General features: G+C 75.1%; 17 protein-coding genes. 5 read left to right on the top strand and 12 right to left on the bottom strand.

Features of this window, described 5'->3' with window-relative positions; all coding sequences use genetic code 11:
- Positions 1-136: 136 nt before the first annotated feature.
- From HNR12_RS16030 to HNR12_RS16020, 3 genes are all read right to left on the bottom strand, one after another.
- On the bottom strand, positions 137-1222 hold the full coding sequence (locus tag HNR12_RS16030) for an ImmA/IrrE family metallo-endopeptidase (protein ID WP_179768240.1): 1086 nt from the start codon (positions 1220-1222) through the stop codon (positions 137-139).
- Positions 1223-1274: 52 nt separating this feature from the next.
- A complete protein-coding gene (locus HNR12_RS16025; RefSeq protein WP_179768239.1) occupies positions 1275-1955 on the bottom strand; it encodes a hypothetical protein in 681 nt (226 codons plus the stop codon).
- Between the two features lie 64 nt (positions 1956-2019).
- Positions 2020-2844, bottom strand: coding sequence for a helix-turn-helix transcriptional regulator (locus HNR12_RS16020; protein WP_179768238.1), 825 nt, complete (start codon positions 2842-2844; stop codon positions 2020-2022).
- A gap of 102 nt (positions 2845-2946) precedes the next feature.
- On the opposite strand from HNR12_RS16020, the gene HNR12_RS16015 reads away from it, so the two are divergent.
- The 4 genes from HNR12_RS16015 to HNR12_RS16000 all read left to right on the top strand — a co-directional run bounded on the left by HNR12_RS16015 (position 2947) and on the right by HNR12_RS16000 (position 5728).
- Positions 2947-3717, top strand: coding sequence for an SDR family oxidoreductase (locus HNR12_RS16015; RefSeq protein ID WP_179768237.1), 771 nt, complete (start codon positions 2947-2949; stop codon positions 3715-3717).
- A gap of 113 nt (positions 3718-3830) precedes the next feature.
- Entirely contained in the window at positions 3831-4004 is a 174-nt protein-coding gene (locus HNR12_RS16010; protein ID WP_179768236.1) for a hypothetical protein, read from the top strand.
- A 136-nt stretch (positions 4005-4140) separates the two neighbouring features.
- Complete coding sequence (locus tag HNR12_RS16005) at positions 4141-5103, top strand: GlxA family transcriptional regulator (RefSeq protein WP_179768235.1); 963 nt, start codon at positions 4141-4143, stop codon at positions 5101-5103.
- A gap of 4 nt (positions 5104-5107) precedes the next feature.
- Complete coding sequence (locus tag HNR12_RS16000; protein ID WP_179768234.1) at positions 5108-5728, top strand: DJ-1/PfpI family protein; 621 nt, start codon at positions 5108-5110, stop codon at positions 5726-5728.
- A gap of 80 nt (positions 5729-5808) precedes the next feature.
- Here HNR12_RS16000 and HNR12_RS15995 read toward each other — a convergent pair whose 3' ends face one another.
- The gene (locus HNR12_RS15995; RefSeq protein ID WP_179768233.1) at positions 5809-7077 is read right to left on the bottom strand and encodes an aspartate aminotransferase family protein; all 1269 of its coding nucleotides are present in this window, start codon (positions 7075-7077) and stop codon (positions 5809-5811) included.
- 370 nt (positions 7078-7447) lie between these two features.
- Here HNR12_RS15995 and HNR12_RS15990 point away from each other — a divergent pair, with 370 nt between their 5' ends.
- Positions 7448-8917 carry an NAD-dependent succinate-semialdehyde dehydrogenase gene (locus HNR12_RS15990; protein WP_179768232.1) on the top strand — a complete coding sequence of 490 codons (1470 nt, stop codon included), beginning with the start codon at positions 7448-7450 and terminating at the stop codon, positions 8915-8917.
- 80 nt (positions 8918-8997) lie between these two features.
- On the opposite strand, the gene HNR12_RS15985 is transcribed toward HNR12_RS15990, so the two are convergent.
- The 8 genes from HNR12_RS15985 to HNR12_RS15950 form a co-directional block, all read right to left on the bottom strand.
- The gene (locus HNR12_RS15985) at positions 8998-9357 is read right to left on the bottom strand and encodes a hypothetical protein (protein ID WP_246425097.1); all 360 of its coding nucleotides are present in this window, start codon (positions 9355-9357) and stop codon (positions 8998-9000) included.
- A gap of 169 nt (positions 9358-9526) precedes the next feature.
- Positions 9527-9961 (bottom strand): SHOCT-like domain-containing protein, encoded by a 435-nt coding sequence (locus HNR12_RS15980; RefSeq protein ID WP_179768231.1) that lies wholly within the window; start codon positions 9959-9961, stop codon positions 9527-9529.
- Positions 9962-9982: 21 nt separating this feature from the next.
- Complete coding sequence (locus HNR12_RS15975; protein WP_179768230.1) at positions 9983-10243, bottom strand: hypothetical protein; 261 nt, start codon at positions 10241-10243, stop codon at positions 9983-9985.
- A complete protein-coding gene (locus HNR12_RS15970; RefSeq protein WP_217783032.1) occupies positions 10240-10641 on the bottom strand; it encodes a DUF2089 domain-containing protein in 402 nt (133 codons plus the stop codon). The genes HNR12_RS15975 and HNR12_RS15970 overlap by 4 nt, the downstream gene beginning before the upstream one ends.
- Before the next feature lie 293 nt (positions 10642-10934).
- On the bottom strand, positions 10935-11831 hold the full coding sequence (locus HNR12_RS15965; protein WP_179768229.1) for a GntR family transcriptional regulator: 897 nt from the start codon (positions 11829-11831) through the stop codon (positions 10935-10937).
- A gap of 66 nt (positions 11832-11897) precedes the next feature.
- Positions 11898-12926, bottom strand: coding sequence for a 4-hydroxythreonine-4-phosphate dehydrogenase PdxA (gene pdxA, locus HNR12_RS15960; RefSeq protein WP_179768228.1), 1029 nt, complete (start codon positions 12924-12926; stop codon positions 11898-11900).
- Entirely contained in the window at positions 12923-14095 is a 1173-nt protein-coding gene (locus HNR12_RS15955; RefSeq protein ID WP_179768227.1) for a four-carbon acid sugar kinase family protein, read from the bottom strand. The genes pdxA and HNR12_RS15955 overlap by 4 nt, the downstream gene beginning before the upstream one ends.
- A complete protein-coding gene (locus HNR12_RS15950; RefSeq protein WP_179768226.1) occupies positions 14092-15102 on the bottom strand; it encodes a 2-keto-3-deoxygluconate permease in 1011 nt (336 codons plus the stop codon). The genes HNR12_RS15955 and HNR12_RS15950 overlap by 4 nt, the downstream gene beginning before the upstream one ends.
- Positions 15103-15595: the final 493 nt, after the last annotated feature.

Raw genomic sequence — 15595 nt, 5'->3', positions numbered from 1 at the left:
CTCTCGGCCTCCTTCGCGCCCGCCCCACTCCGGACCCCGGCCGCGCACGCTCCGCCCCTCGCCCGATCGCGCGGTCGGGCCGGGGTTGCCGCCCCTCCTGCCGCGCGCGGCCGCGCCGATCTCCGCGGGCGCCCCGCTACAGCACCCGCAGGCGCGCCCGGGGGCCCGGCGGGGCGGTGCGGGCGGCCGCCCCCTCGCGGGCGGTGAAGGCGAGGCCGAACAGCAGCGTGTTCAGCTCCTCGACCGGGATGTGCAGCTCGGCGGCCACCTGCGCCGCCGACACCCCTGTGCGGCGCAGCCGCTGGAACGCCTTGGTCAGCACCTGCGAGGTCTCGCGGGGGATCCCGTCGGGCTCGCCGCGCCGGTAGCCCAGCTCCGCCAGCTGCGCGCACGTCGACCGGTACTGCCAGTCGCTCAGCAGCCCGAGGTCGTGCATCCGGTGGGTCAGCGCCATCGCCGACACCCGCCAGATGGTCCGCGCCTTCAGGATCTGGTCGACCTGCGCGCCCGAGGGCATGCGCGCGAGCACGTCGGCCCGGGGCATCAGGAACGCGCTGGCGAACTGGTTGGCCTCGCGCTCGGCGTCGGGCCCCGTCAGCGGCCGCTCCTGGCCGTGCATCACCAGGTGCCCCAGTTCGTGGGCGGCGTCGAACCGGCCGCGCTCGGCGGTCTTGCCGGTGCTGAGGAACACGTAAGGGGTGGAGTCGCGCCAGAAGCTGAAGGCGTCGACCTCCTCGTGCTCGGGGTCGAGCGAGAACACGCACACCCCGTGCGCCTCCAGCAGGTGCACCATGTTGGGCGCCGCGGCCTCGCCCAGCCCCCAGCGCGAGCGCACGATCTCGGCGGCCACGTCGGGCGCGGGCCGCCCCAGGGTGGGCACGTCGGGCTCGGGCAGCGCGAACCGCTCGGCCAGCCAGTGGCGCAGCTGCACGCCCAGCGCCGCGCTCGCCCGCACCGCCTTCTGCTTGCGCATCGAGGTCTTGGTGCGGGCGCGGAACGCCACGGCCTCCGAGCCGACCTCCTCGATGTCCTCGGCGGTGAAGAACGCGACCGGGAACCGCAGCGCCGCGGCGATCGCGGCCAGGGTGCCGGCCGAGGGCTCGGCGCGCGCGTTCTCGTAGCGCGACAGGCTCTGCTGGGAGATCCCGCAGGTCCGCGAGAGCTGCGCCAGGGTCACCGCTCGCCGTTCGCGGGCGAGTTGGATGCGGGAAGGGGTGACCATGTGTGGTGTGCGCCCTGTCGTGTGGTGGGTGGTGGCCGGGCGGTGGACCGCCTCAGCGGAAGTCCACCGGGATGACGAGCCCGCCCGGCACCTCGCCTTCGTCGGGGAAGACGACCGGTCCGGCCGCGACGACCGGCAGCGGGAGGCGCTCGATCCAGTCGGTAATGTACCCCTGTTCGTTCGTGGGCCGGGGGAGCGACAGCTCGCTGTGCCAGTACACGGTGTCGTCGCCGGGCCGGGTCATCCGGTTGACCAGCAGCACCCAGACCTCGGGGTGGTCGGCGCCGTCGAGTTGGACCTCGTCGCCCGGCGCGCGCAGCGGCTCGGCGTCGAAGAGCGCGAGCTGGTCGCCGCCGCCCTGCGCGAGCAGCACCTGGCCGTTGGGCCCGCGCGGGTGCAGGTTGCGCGGGGTCTCGGCGGGGTGGCCGGTGGCGGAGTTGCCCAGCATGGTCTGGATGGCCGTGGTGCGCTCGGGGTTCACGGTGAGGTCGATCTGCATCAGGCGGGCGTTGTCCCAGCCGAACTCCGACTTCTGGCCCTCGCGCAGGGCCGACAGCCGCGCCTCGTAGCCGAACCGGCCCGCCGCGCCGGCGCTGTGGTTGGGGGTGGCCTGGCGCCAGCCGGCCTCGCCCATGCGGATGGCGCGCTCCAGGACGCGCCACGAGGTGCCGATATGTGCCAGGCGGGAGTGGAGGCGGTGGAGGTCCAGATCGCCGTGCGGATCGGGCAGCATGCGTTCCTCCGGTCTCGGGGTTGAAGAAACGCTACCGCATTCGCGGTCGGAGATCTTCAACCCGCTAGGCGTCCCGCCGGGCCGTCGCGGCGAGCGAGCCCAGCAGGGACAGCGCCTCGGCACTGGAGGACCCCGGCTCGGCGTGGTAGACCACCAGTTCCTGCCCGGGGCTGGACCGCACGTCGAAGGTCTGCATGGTCAGCTCCAGCGGACCCACCTCGGGATGGAGGAACCGCTTGCTCTCCGGCGCCTTGCCCCGCGCCTCGTGGGAGGACCACAGCGCCGCGAACTCCGGGCTGGTCGCCAGCAGTTCGGCCAGCACCTCGCGCACGCGCGGGTGCTCGGGCGCGTGGCCGTGGCCCAGCCGGAACCCGGCGACCGCGTTGCGCGCCACCACGTCCCAGTCGCGGTAGAAGGACCGCGCGGCCGGGTCGGTGAACACCACGAGCAGCAGGTTGCGCGAGTGCGCCCAGCCGCTGAACAGCGCGTCGGCGATCGCGTTGGCGGCCAGCACGTCGTAGGCGGGGTTGTAGACCATCGCCGGGTTGTCGGGCCAGGCGTCCATCAGCCGCAGCAGGCCGTGGTCCACCCGGTCGGGCACGGCGCCCGACCGGGCGCGCGGCGCCAGCCCGGCCAGGCGGAAGAGGTGCTGCCGGCCGTCCTCGTCCAGGCGCAGCGCCGCCGCCAGGGCGTCGACCACCTGGGCCGACGGCGTGCGCTCCCGTCCCTGCTCCAGCCGGGTGTAGTAGTCGGCGCTCATCCCCGCCAGCAGCGCGACCTCCTCGCGGCGCAGCCCGCTGACGCGGCGCCGGCCCGTGCTCACCAGGCCCGCCCGCTCGGGCGTGATGCGCCCGCGCCGGGCGCGCAGGTACTCCCCGAGTTCGCTCATGGCGCCCACCCTAGGCGGCGCGCCCGCACCGAGCCTGGGCACAGCGCACCCAGGACAACGGCGCCCTTCCTCGGCCCCGGCCGCACCGGCAGAGTCGATGCCATGGACACAACCGACATCCCGACTACGCCGGCACAGCAGCCCCGCGTCGTCCTGGTCACCGGTGCCAGCAGCGGCATCGGCGAGGCGATCGCCGTCCGCCTGGTGGCCCAGGGCCACCACGTCGTGGCGGGCGCCCGCCGCACCGACCGCCTGGACGCCCTCGCCCGGCGCACCGCCGACTCCGCCGCGCTCTCGGGCGGCAGCCTGCTGGCCGTGCGGCTGGACGTGACCGACCGCGCCGACACCGCGGCCTTCGTCGAGGCCGCCCGCGCCCGCCACGGCCGGGTCGACGCGCTGGTCGCCAACGCGGGCGTCATGCCGCTGTCCCGCCTGGACTCCCTGCTGGTCGAGGAGTGGGACCGGATGATCGACGTCAACGTGCGCGGCCTGCTGCACGGCATCGCCGCCGCGCTGCCCGTCTTCACCGCCCAGGGCGGCGGCCACTTCGTCACCATCGCCAGCGTCGGCGCCCACGAGGTGGTCCCCACCAGCGCCGTCTACTCCGCCACCAAGTACGCGGCCTGGGCCATCACCGAGGGCCTGCGCCAGGAGAGCGACCCCTCGGTGCGGGTGACCACGGTCTCGCCCGGGGTGGTGGAGTCCGAACTGGCCGACTCCATCACCGAGCCCGGCGCCGCGGAGATGATGAAGACCTACCGGGCCGACACCATCGCCCCCGACGCGGTGGCCCGCGCCGTGAGCTTCGCGCTCGACCAGCCCGCCGACGTCGACGTCAACGAGATCATCGTCCGCCCCACCCGCCAGCGCTGAGCACGCCCGGCGCCCCGGCCGCGTGAGGCGGCGGGGCCCCTGGGTAGCGGTCCGCCCCGTGACGACGCGCCCGCCCTCGCGGGCCGCCGACCGAACGGAAGGTGGGAAGCCCCATGACCATGCCCGAGGAGTCCGGCAAGAAGACCCCGCAGACCGACCAGGTGCTGCCCGGCACCCGCGACGACGGCCCCGACCGGGAGCCCGACACCCGGCGCGAACTGGAGGCCGAGTTGCAGGACGCCATGGAGGAGGCGGGCACCAGCCGGGAGGACTTCGAGGAGAAGTGACCCGCCGCCGGGTCCGCCGCCGAGGCGGGCCCGGTCGCGGCGACGTTGGCCCCGGCCTCCGTCGCCCGCCGCATGGCCGATTCCGCAATGTTCGTGTCGTTGACGCCATCGCCGGCCGCCGACCAGCATTAACGGCATGAGGCGCGTCGTCCTGGTGGTGTTCGAACGGTTCCAGCTGCTGGACCTGTCCGGCCCCGCCGACGTGTTCGCCTCCGCGGGGCTCTTCGCGCCGGACGGCGGCTACCGGCTGGAGGCGGCCGCCGTGCGCGCGGGCACGGTGCGGGCCCACGGCGGCATCGCCGTCCACGCCGACACGGCCCTGCGCGAGGTGACCGGACCGATCGACACCTTGCTGGTGGCGGGCGGGTTCGGGGTGCCCGACCACCTGGCCGACCGCGAGCTGGTGGCGCAGGTCGCCCGCCTGGCGGGCCAGGCGCGCCGCGTGGCCTCGGTCTGCAACGGGGCCTTCCTGCTGGCCGAGGCGGGCCTGCTGGCCGGACGCCGGGCCACCACCCACTGGTGGGTCGCCGACGACTTCGCCCGGCGCTACCCCGCGACCGAGGCCGACCCCGCCCGCATCTACATCCGCGACGGCGACGTGTGGACCTCGGCCGGCGTCACCTCCGGCATCGACCTCGCGCTGGCGCTGGTGGCCGACGACCACGGCCACGAACTGGCCGCGCGGGTCGCCCGCGCCCTGGTCGTCTACCTGCACCGGCCCGGCGGCCAGGACCAGTTCAGCCTGCCGGTGCGCACCCCCGCGCCGCGCAGCGAGCCCCTGCGCGAGCTGAAGGCGTTCATCGACGCCAACCCAGGCGCCGACCTGCGGATACCCGCGCTGGCCGCGCGCGCCGCCATGAGCGAGCGCCACTTCTCGCGGGTCTTCACCCGCGAGACCGGGATGCCGCCGGGCGCCTACGTCGAGCGCAGCCGCGCCGACGCGGCCCGGCGGCTGCTGGAGACCACGGCCCATCCGCTCGACCGGGTCGCCCGGGAGTCGGGCCTGGGCAGCCCCGAGACCCTCTACCGCGTCTTCCGCCGCCACTGGCGGATCTCACCCGGCGACTACCGCCGCCGGTTCCAGGCGAAGGAGAACTGATCCCATGCACGTCGTGATACCGCTCTACCCCGGGTTCACCGCACTGGACGCGGTCGGCCCCTACACGGTGCTGGCCTTCGCGCCGGGCTGGACGGTCACCTTCGCCGCCCCCGCGCCCGGCCCGGTCCTCGACGACCGCGAGAGCCTCACCCTGACGGCCGCCGCCGCGCTGGCCGACGTGCCCCGGCCCGACGTGGTACTGGTGCCGGGCGGCCCCGGCACGGCCCAGGCCATGGGTGACCCGGTCCTGCTGGACTGGATCCGCGCCGCGCACGAGCACGCCGCCTGGACCGCGTCGGTGTGCAGCGGGTCGCTCATCCTGGGCGCGGCGGGGGTGCTGGCGGGCCGTCGGGCGACCTCCCACTGGGGCGTGGTGGACGGCCTGGCCGGCTTCGGGGCCGAGCCGGCGCGCGAGCGCGTGGTGGTGGACGGCACCGTGGTCACGGCGGCGGGGGTGTCGGCCGGCATCGACATGGCGCTGGAGCTGCTCGCGCGGACCAGCGGCGCCGACACCGCGCGCGCCGTGCAGCTCGTCGTGGAGTACGACCCCGACCCGCCCTTCGACAGCGGCAACGCCGAGCGTGCGGACGCGGCCCTGCGCGAGGCCGCGCTCGGCCTGATCTGACCCGCCGCACGGGCAACGGCCCCGGTCCGCACCCGCACACGGCGCGGACCGGGGCCGCGGCGTCGCGGCGGGGCCGGTCGTCAGCCGGCGGTGGCCTCCTTGACCGCCTCGGACCACACCGCCACGGCGGAGTCGACCTGGTCGGCCGTGACGATCAGCGGCGGGATCATCCGGACCACGTTGCCGTGCGGGCCGCAGGTCAGCAGCAGCAGCCCCTTGTCGGCCGCGATCCGGTGGGCGCGGGCGGCGGTGTCGGTGTCGGGCCGGCCGTCGGCCGTGGTGAACTCGTTGCCCACCATCAGGCCCAGCCCGCGGACGTCGCCGATGCCGGAGTGCTCGGCGGCCACGCCGCGCAGGCCCGCCAGCAGGCGCTCGCCCATCACGCGGGCGTTGTCGACCAGCCCCTCCTCCTCGATGACGTCGAGGGTGGCCAGCGCCGCCGCGCAGGAGACCGCGTTGCCGCCGTAGGTGCCGCCCTGGGACCCCGGCCACGCCTTCTCCATCAGGGCGCTGGGGGCCGCGATCGCCGACAGCGGGAATCCGCTGGCCAGGCCCTTGGCCGTGATCACGATGTCCGGGGTGATGCCGGCGTGGTCGTGCCCCCAGAACCGGCCGGTGCGCCCGAACCCGGTCTGGACCTCGTCGGCCACCAGCAGGAACCCGTGCCGGTCGGCGCGTTCGCGCAGGCCCCGCAGGAACGCCGGCGGCACCGGCACGTACCCGCCCTCGCCCAGGACCGGCTCGATGAAGACGGCGGCGGTGTCCTGCGGCGAGGTCACCGTGGCGAACTGGTAGTCCAGCTCGCGCAGCGCGTACTCCACGGCTGCGTCCTCGCTCATGCCCAGCCGGTAGGCGTAGGGGAACGGGCTGACGACCACGCCCGGCATCAGCGGCCCGATGCCCGCGCGGATCTTCACCCCGGAGGTGGTGAGCGAGGCGGCGGCCATGGTGCGGCCGTGGAAGGAGCCCTGGAACACGATCGCGTTCTGCCGGCCGGTGGCCTGGCGCGCCAGGCGCAGCGCGGCCTCCACCGCCTCGCTGCCGGAGTTGACGAAGAACAGCCGGTCGACGCCGCGGGGCAGCACACCGCCCAGCCGCTCGGTGAGCGCCAGCAGCGGCCGGTGCATCACGGTCGTGTACTGGCCGTGGATGAGGGTGGCGACCTGGCGCTGCGCGGCCTCGACGACGCGGGGGTGGCAGTGGCCGGTGCTGGTGACCCCGATCCCGGCGGTGAAGTCGAGGTAGCGGCGGTCGTCCTCGTCGTAGATGTAGACGCCCTCACCGCGCGCGGCGAGTACGGGCGTGGCCTGCTTGAGCAAGGGGGACAGCTCGGCCGACTGCTCAGCCATACTCAAACCTCATTCCGTGGGTGGTGCGCCCCGGTGGCGCGCTGCGGACCATGCCCGCCCCCGCCCCCCGGGCCGCGGCGCGGGGGCGGGCCTGCCGCGGGCGCCGGGACCGGGGCGGCGTGCGGCAGCACTTCCGTAGGATTGTTGACAATCGACAGAGCTATGGAATCATCCGGCGTGTGGCGGTGTCCAGGTTCGCGCTTACCCCCGCGCGGGCCTGGGCGCCGTCCGCCCGGCATGATGATCCCGGCGGCGGTTAGCCCGCGCACCCACCGGGGAAGGCGTAAGCGGCGGGGTCCGCGCTCTTCTCGGGCGCGTCGCGGCCCCCTCGTTGCGCACGAGCCGAAAACCGAGAAGGGGATGTACCGCAATGTCGTTGGCGGAACGTGAGACGCAGGTCGTCGAACGCGTGGCAAAGCAGCTCTTCATCGGCGGCTCCTGGCGTGACGCCGCCGGTGGGGCCACCTTCAAGGTCGAGGACCCCTCCACCAGGGCCGTGCTGTGCGAGGTCGCCGACGCCTCCGTCGAGGACGCCTTCGCCGCCCTCGACGCGGCCGCCGCCGCGCAGCCGGCGTGGGCCGCCTGGGCGCCGCGCGACCGCGGCGAGGTGCTGCGGCGGGCCTACGAACTCCTGATGGAGCGCCAGGACGACCTCGCCCTGCTGATGACCCTGGAGATGGGCAAGCCCCTGGCCGAGGCCAAGGGCGAGATCGCCTACGCCGCGGAGTTCCTGCGCTGGTTCTCCGAGGAGGCCGTGCGCATCGGCGGCGACTACGCCGTCTCGCCCAACGGCCAGTCCCGCTTTCTCATCATGCGCCAGCCCGTCGGCCCCTCCATGCTGATCACGCCGTGGAACTTCCCCATGGCCATGGGCACCCGCAAGATCGGCCCGGCCATCGCCGCCGGCTGCACCATGGTCCTCAAGCCCGCCCAGCAGACCCCGCTGTCGGCGCTGGCGCTGGCCGACATCCTGCGCGAGGCCGGCCTGCCCGAGGGCGTGCTCAGCGTGCTGCCCACCTCCGACGCCGGCGGGGTCACCGAGCCGCTGCTGCGCGACGGCCGCATCCGCAAGCTCTCCTTCACCGGCTCCACCGCCGTGGGCCGCAAGCTGCTGGAGCAGAGCGCCGAGCAGGTGCTGCGGACCTCCATGGAACTGGGCGGCAACGCGCCCTTCCTGGTGTTCGACGACGCCGACCTCGACGCCGCCGTCGAGGGCGCCATGCAGGCCAAGATGCGCAACATCGGCGAGGCGTGCACCGCCGCCAACCGCATGTACGTGCAGTCGGGGATCGCGCCGGAGTTCGCCCGCCGCCTCAGCGAGCGCATGGGCGCCCTCAAGCTGGGCCGGGGCACCGAGCCCGACGTCCAGGTCGGCCCGCTCATCGACGCCAGGGCCCGCGAGAAGGTGCAGGGGCTGGTCGACGACGCCGTCGGCCGCGGCGCCCGCGTCCTGGTCGGCGGTGCGCCCGGCGAGGGCGGCGGCTACTTCTACCTGCCCACCGTGCTGGCCGACGTGCCGCAGTCCAGCGAGCTGTCCACCACCGAGATCTTCGGCCCGGTCGCCCCGATCATCCCCTTCGACACCGAGGACGAGGCGCTGGCCGCCGCCAACGACACCGAGTACGGCCTGGTCAGCTACGTCTACACGCAGAACCTCAACCGCGCCCTGCGGGTGTCGGAGGCCCTGGAGACCGGCATGGTCGGCCTGAACCAGGGCATCGTCTCCAACCCGGCCGCCCCCTTCGGCGGCGTGAAGCACTCGGGCCTGGGCCGCGAGGGCGGCAGGGTCGGCATCGACGAGTTCCTGGAGACCAAGTACATCGGCCTCGGCGGCCTGTGAGCCGCGCGCTGCGCTGAGCGGGCCGGACCCTCGCCGCAGGAGTCCGGCCCGCGCCGCCGGAAGGCCGCCGGGGCGCGGGCTCAGCCGCCGTCGCGGGCCAGGGCGGCGACCTCGCGCACGGCCCGGGCGACGGCGCGGTAGTCCTTCCGCAGGATCGCGCCGTGGTTGCTGGGGACCTTCGCGCTGAGCCCGATGTTGGGCTTGCGCTCGAACACCGGGTCCAGGCCCGAGCGGATGACCTCCTGCTCGTCGCCCCTGCTGCCCAAGGACGCCCCCGAGGCGAGCACGTAGCGCACCGGGACGGTGATGCCGTCCAGCACGGGGCCGAGTTCGCGCTCGCGGGCGATCCGGCCCAGTTCGATGTTGCAGTGCGCCATCTCCTCGGCGGTCATCCGGGGGGTCAGCCCCGTCGGGCGCAGCAGCCGCACCAGCGGGCTCATCCGGCGGAACATCGTGCGGATCCGCCGCTCCAGGTCGTCGGTCAGCCAGTCGTAGGGCTGCGCGCCGTCGTGGGGGAGGTGCTGCTCGTGGGCATGTCTTCTTCCTGTTCGGGGGGTGCTGGGGGTCGGGCCGCCGTGCGGCCGGCGCGGGCCGCACGGCCGGGCGCGGCTACTCGCAGAACACCTGGACCTGGGCGTCGGGGTCGTCGACGTCGATGCTGACCTCGTCGAGGTGGTCGATGAGGTCCTCGATGTGCTGGGGCTTCAGCTCGGTGAGGTCGATGGGCACCCCGGCCCTGTCCAGTTCGGTGTTGACCTTGGCCAGGGCCTGGGGCGGCAGCAGGCTGGCGATGCGGACCCCGGCGCGCAGGAGTTGGAGGGGGACGCGGACGTTGACGCGGGTGGCGCCGCCCTCGTCCGTGGAGGGGTCGGCGGCGTTCACCACCACGCGCAGGTACTTGGGGCGGGATTTGGGGCCGGGGGCGGCGCCCGGCGGCGCGGTCTCGGGCCGGGTCTGGAGGGCGTCGATCAGCCGGTCGGCCTCGTCGGCGCTGATCTTGCCCTCGGCCAGCATCTGCAGGACCTGGCGGCGCTGCTCGTTCATGTCGGTTGCCTCTTCCTCGCGTTATCTGATGCTGACCAGGACGGCCGCGGCGCCCTGCTCGATCTCCAGCCGGGTGCCGGGCAGCGCCAGCACCAGGCGGCCGGCGCCGCGCAGGGCGCCCCCGGGGCTGACGCGGGTGGCCAGGCAGGCGACCACGCCGGCGGCCGCGGCCACCAGCAGCAGCGGGGACAGCACCAGCGCCACCGGCAGGACGGGCACGTGCAGGCGCCGGGTGCGGCCGCCGGGGCGGCGGTAGCCCACGGTCACCAGCTGGGGGATCACCGGGTGTTCTCAAGCTCGGCGAGGGCCTCCTGGGCGCTGATCTCGCCGCGCCGCAGGCGCTCGATGACCTCCGCGCCGGTGGGGGCGGGGTCGGTGTCGACGAAGTCGAGGCGTTCGGAGATCCGGTTCAGCCGGGACTTGACGGTGGGGTAGCTGATGCCGAAGATCCGCTCCATCTCCTTGATGGAGCCGTGGGAGCGGACGAACGCGGCGACGAACACCTGGTCCTCGGCGCTGAGCTGGGCCAGCTGCGGGGGCTCGAACCGGCCCTCGATCGCGACGCCGTTGTCGGCGAGGCGGACCCGCTCGACCACGAACGGCTGTCCGCGGGTCAGGTCGGTCAGTTCCTGCCAGTCCACCCTGGGCCTCCCGGTCTCGGTGATGTGCTCACAGTTCATTTGTACATTGATTTTCTTGAGATATCAACGCGGGAAGTTTGATTTTTCCAAGTCCGCATTCAAGAGTGTGCGTAGCGCGCGTCCGGTCGCGCGGCGGCGCCGCGGCTCCGCCGGGGGCATGGGCGCGGGGCGCGGCGGCGGCGCGCCGCGCGGCGCGTGCGGACCGAAGATGTCCTGGGCGGACCCGGGCGCCCCACGGTGCGCGGGCGTGGGGCACGCCGACCGATCGCAGCGCCGGGGTCCGGCGCGTCCGCCGCTGACCGGGCCGGGAAAGGGAACGCCGGGCCGGCGTGCTAGGACTGCTCGGCCGCCAGCCGGTCGAGTTCGGCGCGCAGTTCGGCGGCCAGGGCGCGGGCGCGGTCGAGGCGGGGGGTGTCCGCGCCGGCGGCGGAGGCGGGCGCGGTGCCGGGCGGGGGCTCGGCGAACGCGGTGCCGGGGTGCAGCCGCAGCTGCTCGGCGGACTCGTCGGCCTCGATGTCGAACACCACGCGGTCGGAGCGGTGCCAGCTCTCGAACCACTCCAGGGGCGCGCCGTGCCGGTCGAAGGTGCTGCCCTCCAGGAGCAGCAGGGGCGCGCCCGCCGCCACACCCAGGGCGGCGGCGATCGCGGAGTCGGCCGGGACCGCCCGCACCTGGCGCCGGCCGCTGACCGGCTGCGCGCCGAAGCGCGCGGCCAGCAGCCGGTGCAGCGAGGCGTCGGTGAGCATGTCGGCGCTCAGCCCGGGCACCCGGTCGGCGGGCAGCCAGGTGCGCACGTAGGACAGCGGGTCGTCGCGCACCGAGCGCACCCGCTCCAGCCGCAGCACCGCGCGGGTGCCCAGGTGGCGGGCCACGTGGGCGGGCGGCGCGGCCTCCTCCAGCCGCACCACCCGGGTGGCCAGGTCCAGGCCGCTGCGGGAGAACTGGTCGAACAGGCCGGTGACCCGCTGCACGAGCCGCCGGTGCTCGACCCCCGCCGTGGCCACCGCCGCCCGTCCGGGGTCGCGGCGGACGACCCCCTCCTCCTCCAGGGTCGCCAGGGCCTGGCGCACCACGCTGCGCGAGACGCCGAACCGCTCCTGCAGCGCGGCCTCGCTGGGCAGGGTGTCGCCCGGCGCGATGGTCCGGTCGCGGATCTCGGCGCGCAGCTCCGCCGCGATCTGGGCGTACAGCGGGCGCGGATCGGACCGGTCGACGGACATGGTCGGCATTCTAGGCGGGGAGGGCGCGGCCGGCCGGTCGGCCGGCCACCGGACGGCGGCGGGGCGGCCGCGGGCTCAGCCGGCCGCCTGGGCCGTCCGCCACACGTGGTCCCAGCCGGGCGCCAGCTCGGCGGCCCGCCGGATGGCCAGCACCAGGCTGGACTCCCGGGCGATGCCCTGCCCGGCGATGTCGAAGGCGGTGCCGTGGTCGACCGAGACCCGCACGACCGGCAGGCCCACGGTGATGTTGACCCCGTCGTCGCCGTAGACCGCCTTGAACGGCGCGTGGCCCTGGTCGTGGTAGCACACCACCACCAGCTTCCACTTGCCCTTGACCGCCGCCGGGATGAGCGCGTCGGCGGGCAGCGGCCCCGAGGCGTTGATCCCGGCCGCGCGCGCCCGCGCCACGGCGGGCTCCAGCACGTCGGCGTCCTCGTCGCCGAACAGCCGGTTCTCGCCGGCGTGCGGGTTGAGGCCGGCCACGCCGATGGCCTCGTCCGGGCGGCCCAGCGCGGTGGCGAACGCCCCCGCCAGGCGAAGCACGGCGTCGGTGCGCTGGGGGGTGACGTTCTTGATGGCGTCGGCCAGCGACACGTGCGTGGTGAGGTGGAAGAAGTAGAGGTCGCCGGCCGACAGCACCAGGCTGAAGTTCTCCACCCCGAACTCGTGCGCGAGCAGTTCGGTGTGGCCGGGCCAGCGGTGCCCGCCCAGGTGCATGGCTGCCTTGTTCAGCGGCGGGGTGACGATCCCGTCCACCAGGCCGCGCCGGGCGAGGTCGCAGGCGGCCATGACGAACCGCGCCGCGCCGTCGCCGGCCTCCGCGCTCAGCTCGCCGTGGGGCACGTGCGCCAGCGACCCGCCGACCTGCACCACGTCGATCGCCTCGGGGTCGGCGCCCGCGTCGGCGGGGGAGTCCACGACGCGCACCCGGTCGGGGTCGCCCCCCACGAGCCGCACGCCGGCGCGCAGCGCGTCGGCGTCGCCCACGACCACGGGGCGGCAGACCTCGCGCACCTCGGGGTGGTGGAGCAGCGACTTGGCGGTGATCTCGGGACCGATCCCGGCGACGTCGCCGAGGGTGATGGCGAGGGTCGGACGGCTCATGACTGGTGCCTCCTGTGTCGGATCGCCGTGGCGGCGGTGATCAGGGCGTCGGGGTCGCCGAAGCCCCCGGCCTTGGTGACGACGGGCAGCCCGTGCAGCGGCCCGCCGGTGAGCGTGCCCGCGGGGATTCCCGCCGCGACCTCGCCCGTGAGGGCGATGCCGGTGGCGCCGAGGGCGTCGACGACCGCGCGGGCGCCGTCGCCGCCGGTCACCACGAGCCCGGCGAGCCCGTGGCGGTGGGCGAGTTCGGCGGTCAGCGCGCCGAACCGGTGCGCGACCTCGGCGGGGTCCAGCCCGAGCGCGCGGTCCTCGGGCGCGACCACGGCCAGGACCTCGGGCCCCTCGGCGAGGCGGTCGGCCACGCGGTCGTGCCACGCCTGCCACGCGGCGGTGTCGGCGATGGCGGCGGCCGGGCAGTACTCCACCGGCGCGCCGCCGGCCAGCCGCTCGACCTGGCCGCGGGTGGCGGCGTGCAGCGAGGTGACGACCACCAGCGCGGTGCCGGGCGCGGCGCCGGCGGCCCAGGCGCCCGCCATCGGCGCGGCCAGCCCGGCGGAGCCGACGGGCACGGCGCGCGGGCCCAGGTGGGCGATGGCGGCGGCCAGGCGCTCCAGGTCGGAGTCGGTACGGGCGTCGACCACCACCACGGGCCCGGCCGCGGCGATGAGCGCGGCGTCCTCGGCGGTGCCGTCGCCGGTCAGTCGCACGTGCCCGGCGCCCAGCAGGGTGGGGATGTGGCTTTCGCGCACCGGGGTGACGGGGTCGGTGCCCACCGGGGTCTCGTGGGCCGGGGTGCCGTCGACCAGCAGCACGCCGTCGACGACGGTGCGCCCGGCCTCGGGGAAGGCGGGGCAGACCACGGCCACCGCGTCGGGCGCCCACGCGCGGCGGGCGGCCTCGATCTCGGCGGCCATCCGCCCGCGCAGTGTGGAGTCGACCTTCTTGTAGAGGTGGCGCGCGCCGTGCAGGCGGCGCACCTGCTCGGCGACCGCGGCGGCGGCGTCCTCGGCGCCCAGCGCGCGGGAGTCGGTGCTGACCGCGACCACGTCGGCGGTGCCGCCGGCGGAGCCCAGCTGCAGCTCGGTGGACCACCCGGCGCGCAGGAAGCGCACGGCGGTGTCGTTGGCGCCGGTCAGGTCGTCGGCGACCAGGGCGATGACGGGGCTCATGCGGCGGCCTCCTGCTCGGCGGCGGACTCCTTGGCCAGGGTGTCGGCGGCTCCGCTGCGCTTGAGCAGCCAGGTGGCCAGCAGCGGCGCCAGGATCGCGGTGACCAGGACGCAGGCGGCGATCTGGGAGGTCGCGGTGCCCACGTACTGCTGGAAGGAGGGGTCGGCGGCGGCGACGATGGCGGGGGTGGCCACGGAGTTGCCGGAGGTGGTGCCGGCGGCGAACCCGATGCCGCTCTCGGCGCCGCGGCGCAGCAGCACCCGGTAGCCCAGGTAGACCAGGCCGCCGGTGACCACGGTGAGCAGCACGCCCAGCAGGATCCCGCTGAGGCCGCCCGCGGCGACGTCGGCGAGGTTGATGCCGGTGCCCAGCGAGAACGAGAAGAACGGGATCACGATGTTGGGCACGGGGGTCAGGACCTCGCGCCACTTGGCGTCGACGTTGCCGACGATGACGCCGAGCACGAACGGCAGCACGGCCGCCAGCAGCGCCAGGAACGGGATCTCGCCGAGGCCGGAGGCGCCCAGGAACAGCAGGGCGAAGAACGGGCCGTCGTTGATGGCGCCGGCGATGTAGGCGCCGCGGTCGCGGGCGCGGCCGTACTGGCCGGTCACCGCCAGCCACAGGCCGCCGTTGGAGTTGGTGGCGGCGGCCAGCAGGGCCAGGATCGACACGCCGAGGACGCCGTCGGCGCCGGTCACGGCGCCCAGGGCGATCACGAGCAGGCCGGGGATGACGCTCTTGGCCAGCAGCACCACGCCGGTGGTGGCCAGCACGGGGCCGCCGGTGCGCATGGTGACCTGGGTGCCGGTGGCGAAGATGAGCAGCGCGATCAGCGGGAGCGCGCTGTCCTTGAACAGGGCGGTGGTGAACCCGCCGATCTCCAGCGCGCCGGGCGCGAAGGTGCCGATCACCGACCCCAGCAGCAGCGGGATCAGCATGAGCCCCCCGGGCAGGCGGTTCATGGTCCGAAACAGCGGGACCAGCGTGCCATGGCCGTCGCGCATGGCTGCTCCTCTCCGGGGGCGGGATGCGGATCCTTCCCCACGCGTGTGAATACCATCATTGTACGGACAGAGTGTACGTACAATTCTGGGAGAGTGCGACACCGGCTTCACATCGGGCAACACCGCGGCCCTCGGCGTGGGGGCGGCGCGCGGCGGGCGGGTCCGGCGCGGTGGGGTCTCCACCGGTCGAAAACCCCGGTGAACTGGGATTTCTTCCACTCCGCGGCGCGGGCGGGCGGCCCCACGGGGCGCCGCGCGGCGGCGGAGCCGGGCGGGGCGGGCCCGCGTGGGCCGGTGTGAAGGTGTCCGTACAGGTTCACAGCCCGGCGCGTGTTCGACCGGCCGGTCCGGACCGGCACCGCCCCGGCCTCCGCGCGGCGACCGCCGACCGGCTCGCCTTCGGCGGGCCCTTCCGGGCGCCCGCGGCCGAGCCCGCGAAAACCTGTTGGCGGCCCACGGCGGCCACTGGTACTTTCCCGGAGGCCGCGCGAGA

This window comes from Streptomonospora nanhaiensis, from assembly GCF_013410565.1.
Classification (GTDB): domain Bacteria; phylum Actinomycetota; class Actinomycetes; order Streptosporangiales; family Streptosporangiaceae; genus Streptomonospora; species Streptomonospora nanhaiensis.
Note: the sequence above shows the minus strand (reverse complement) of the source record. Positions and strands in the feature narration are given on the sequence as shown.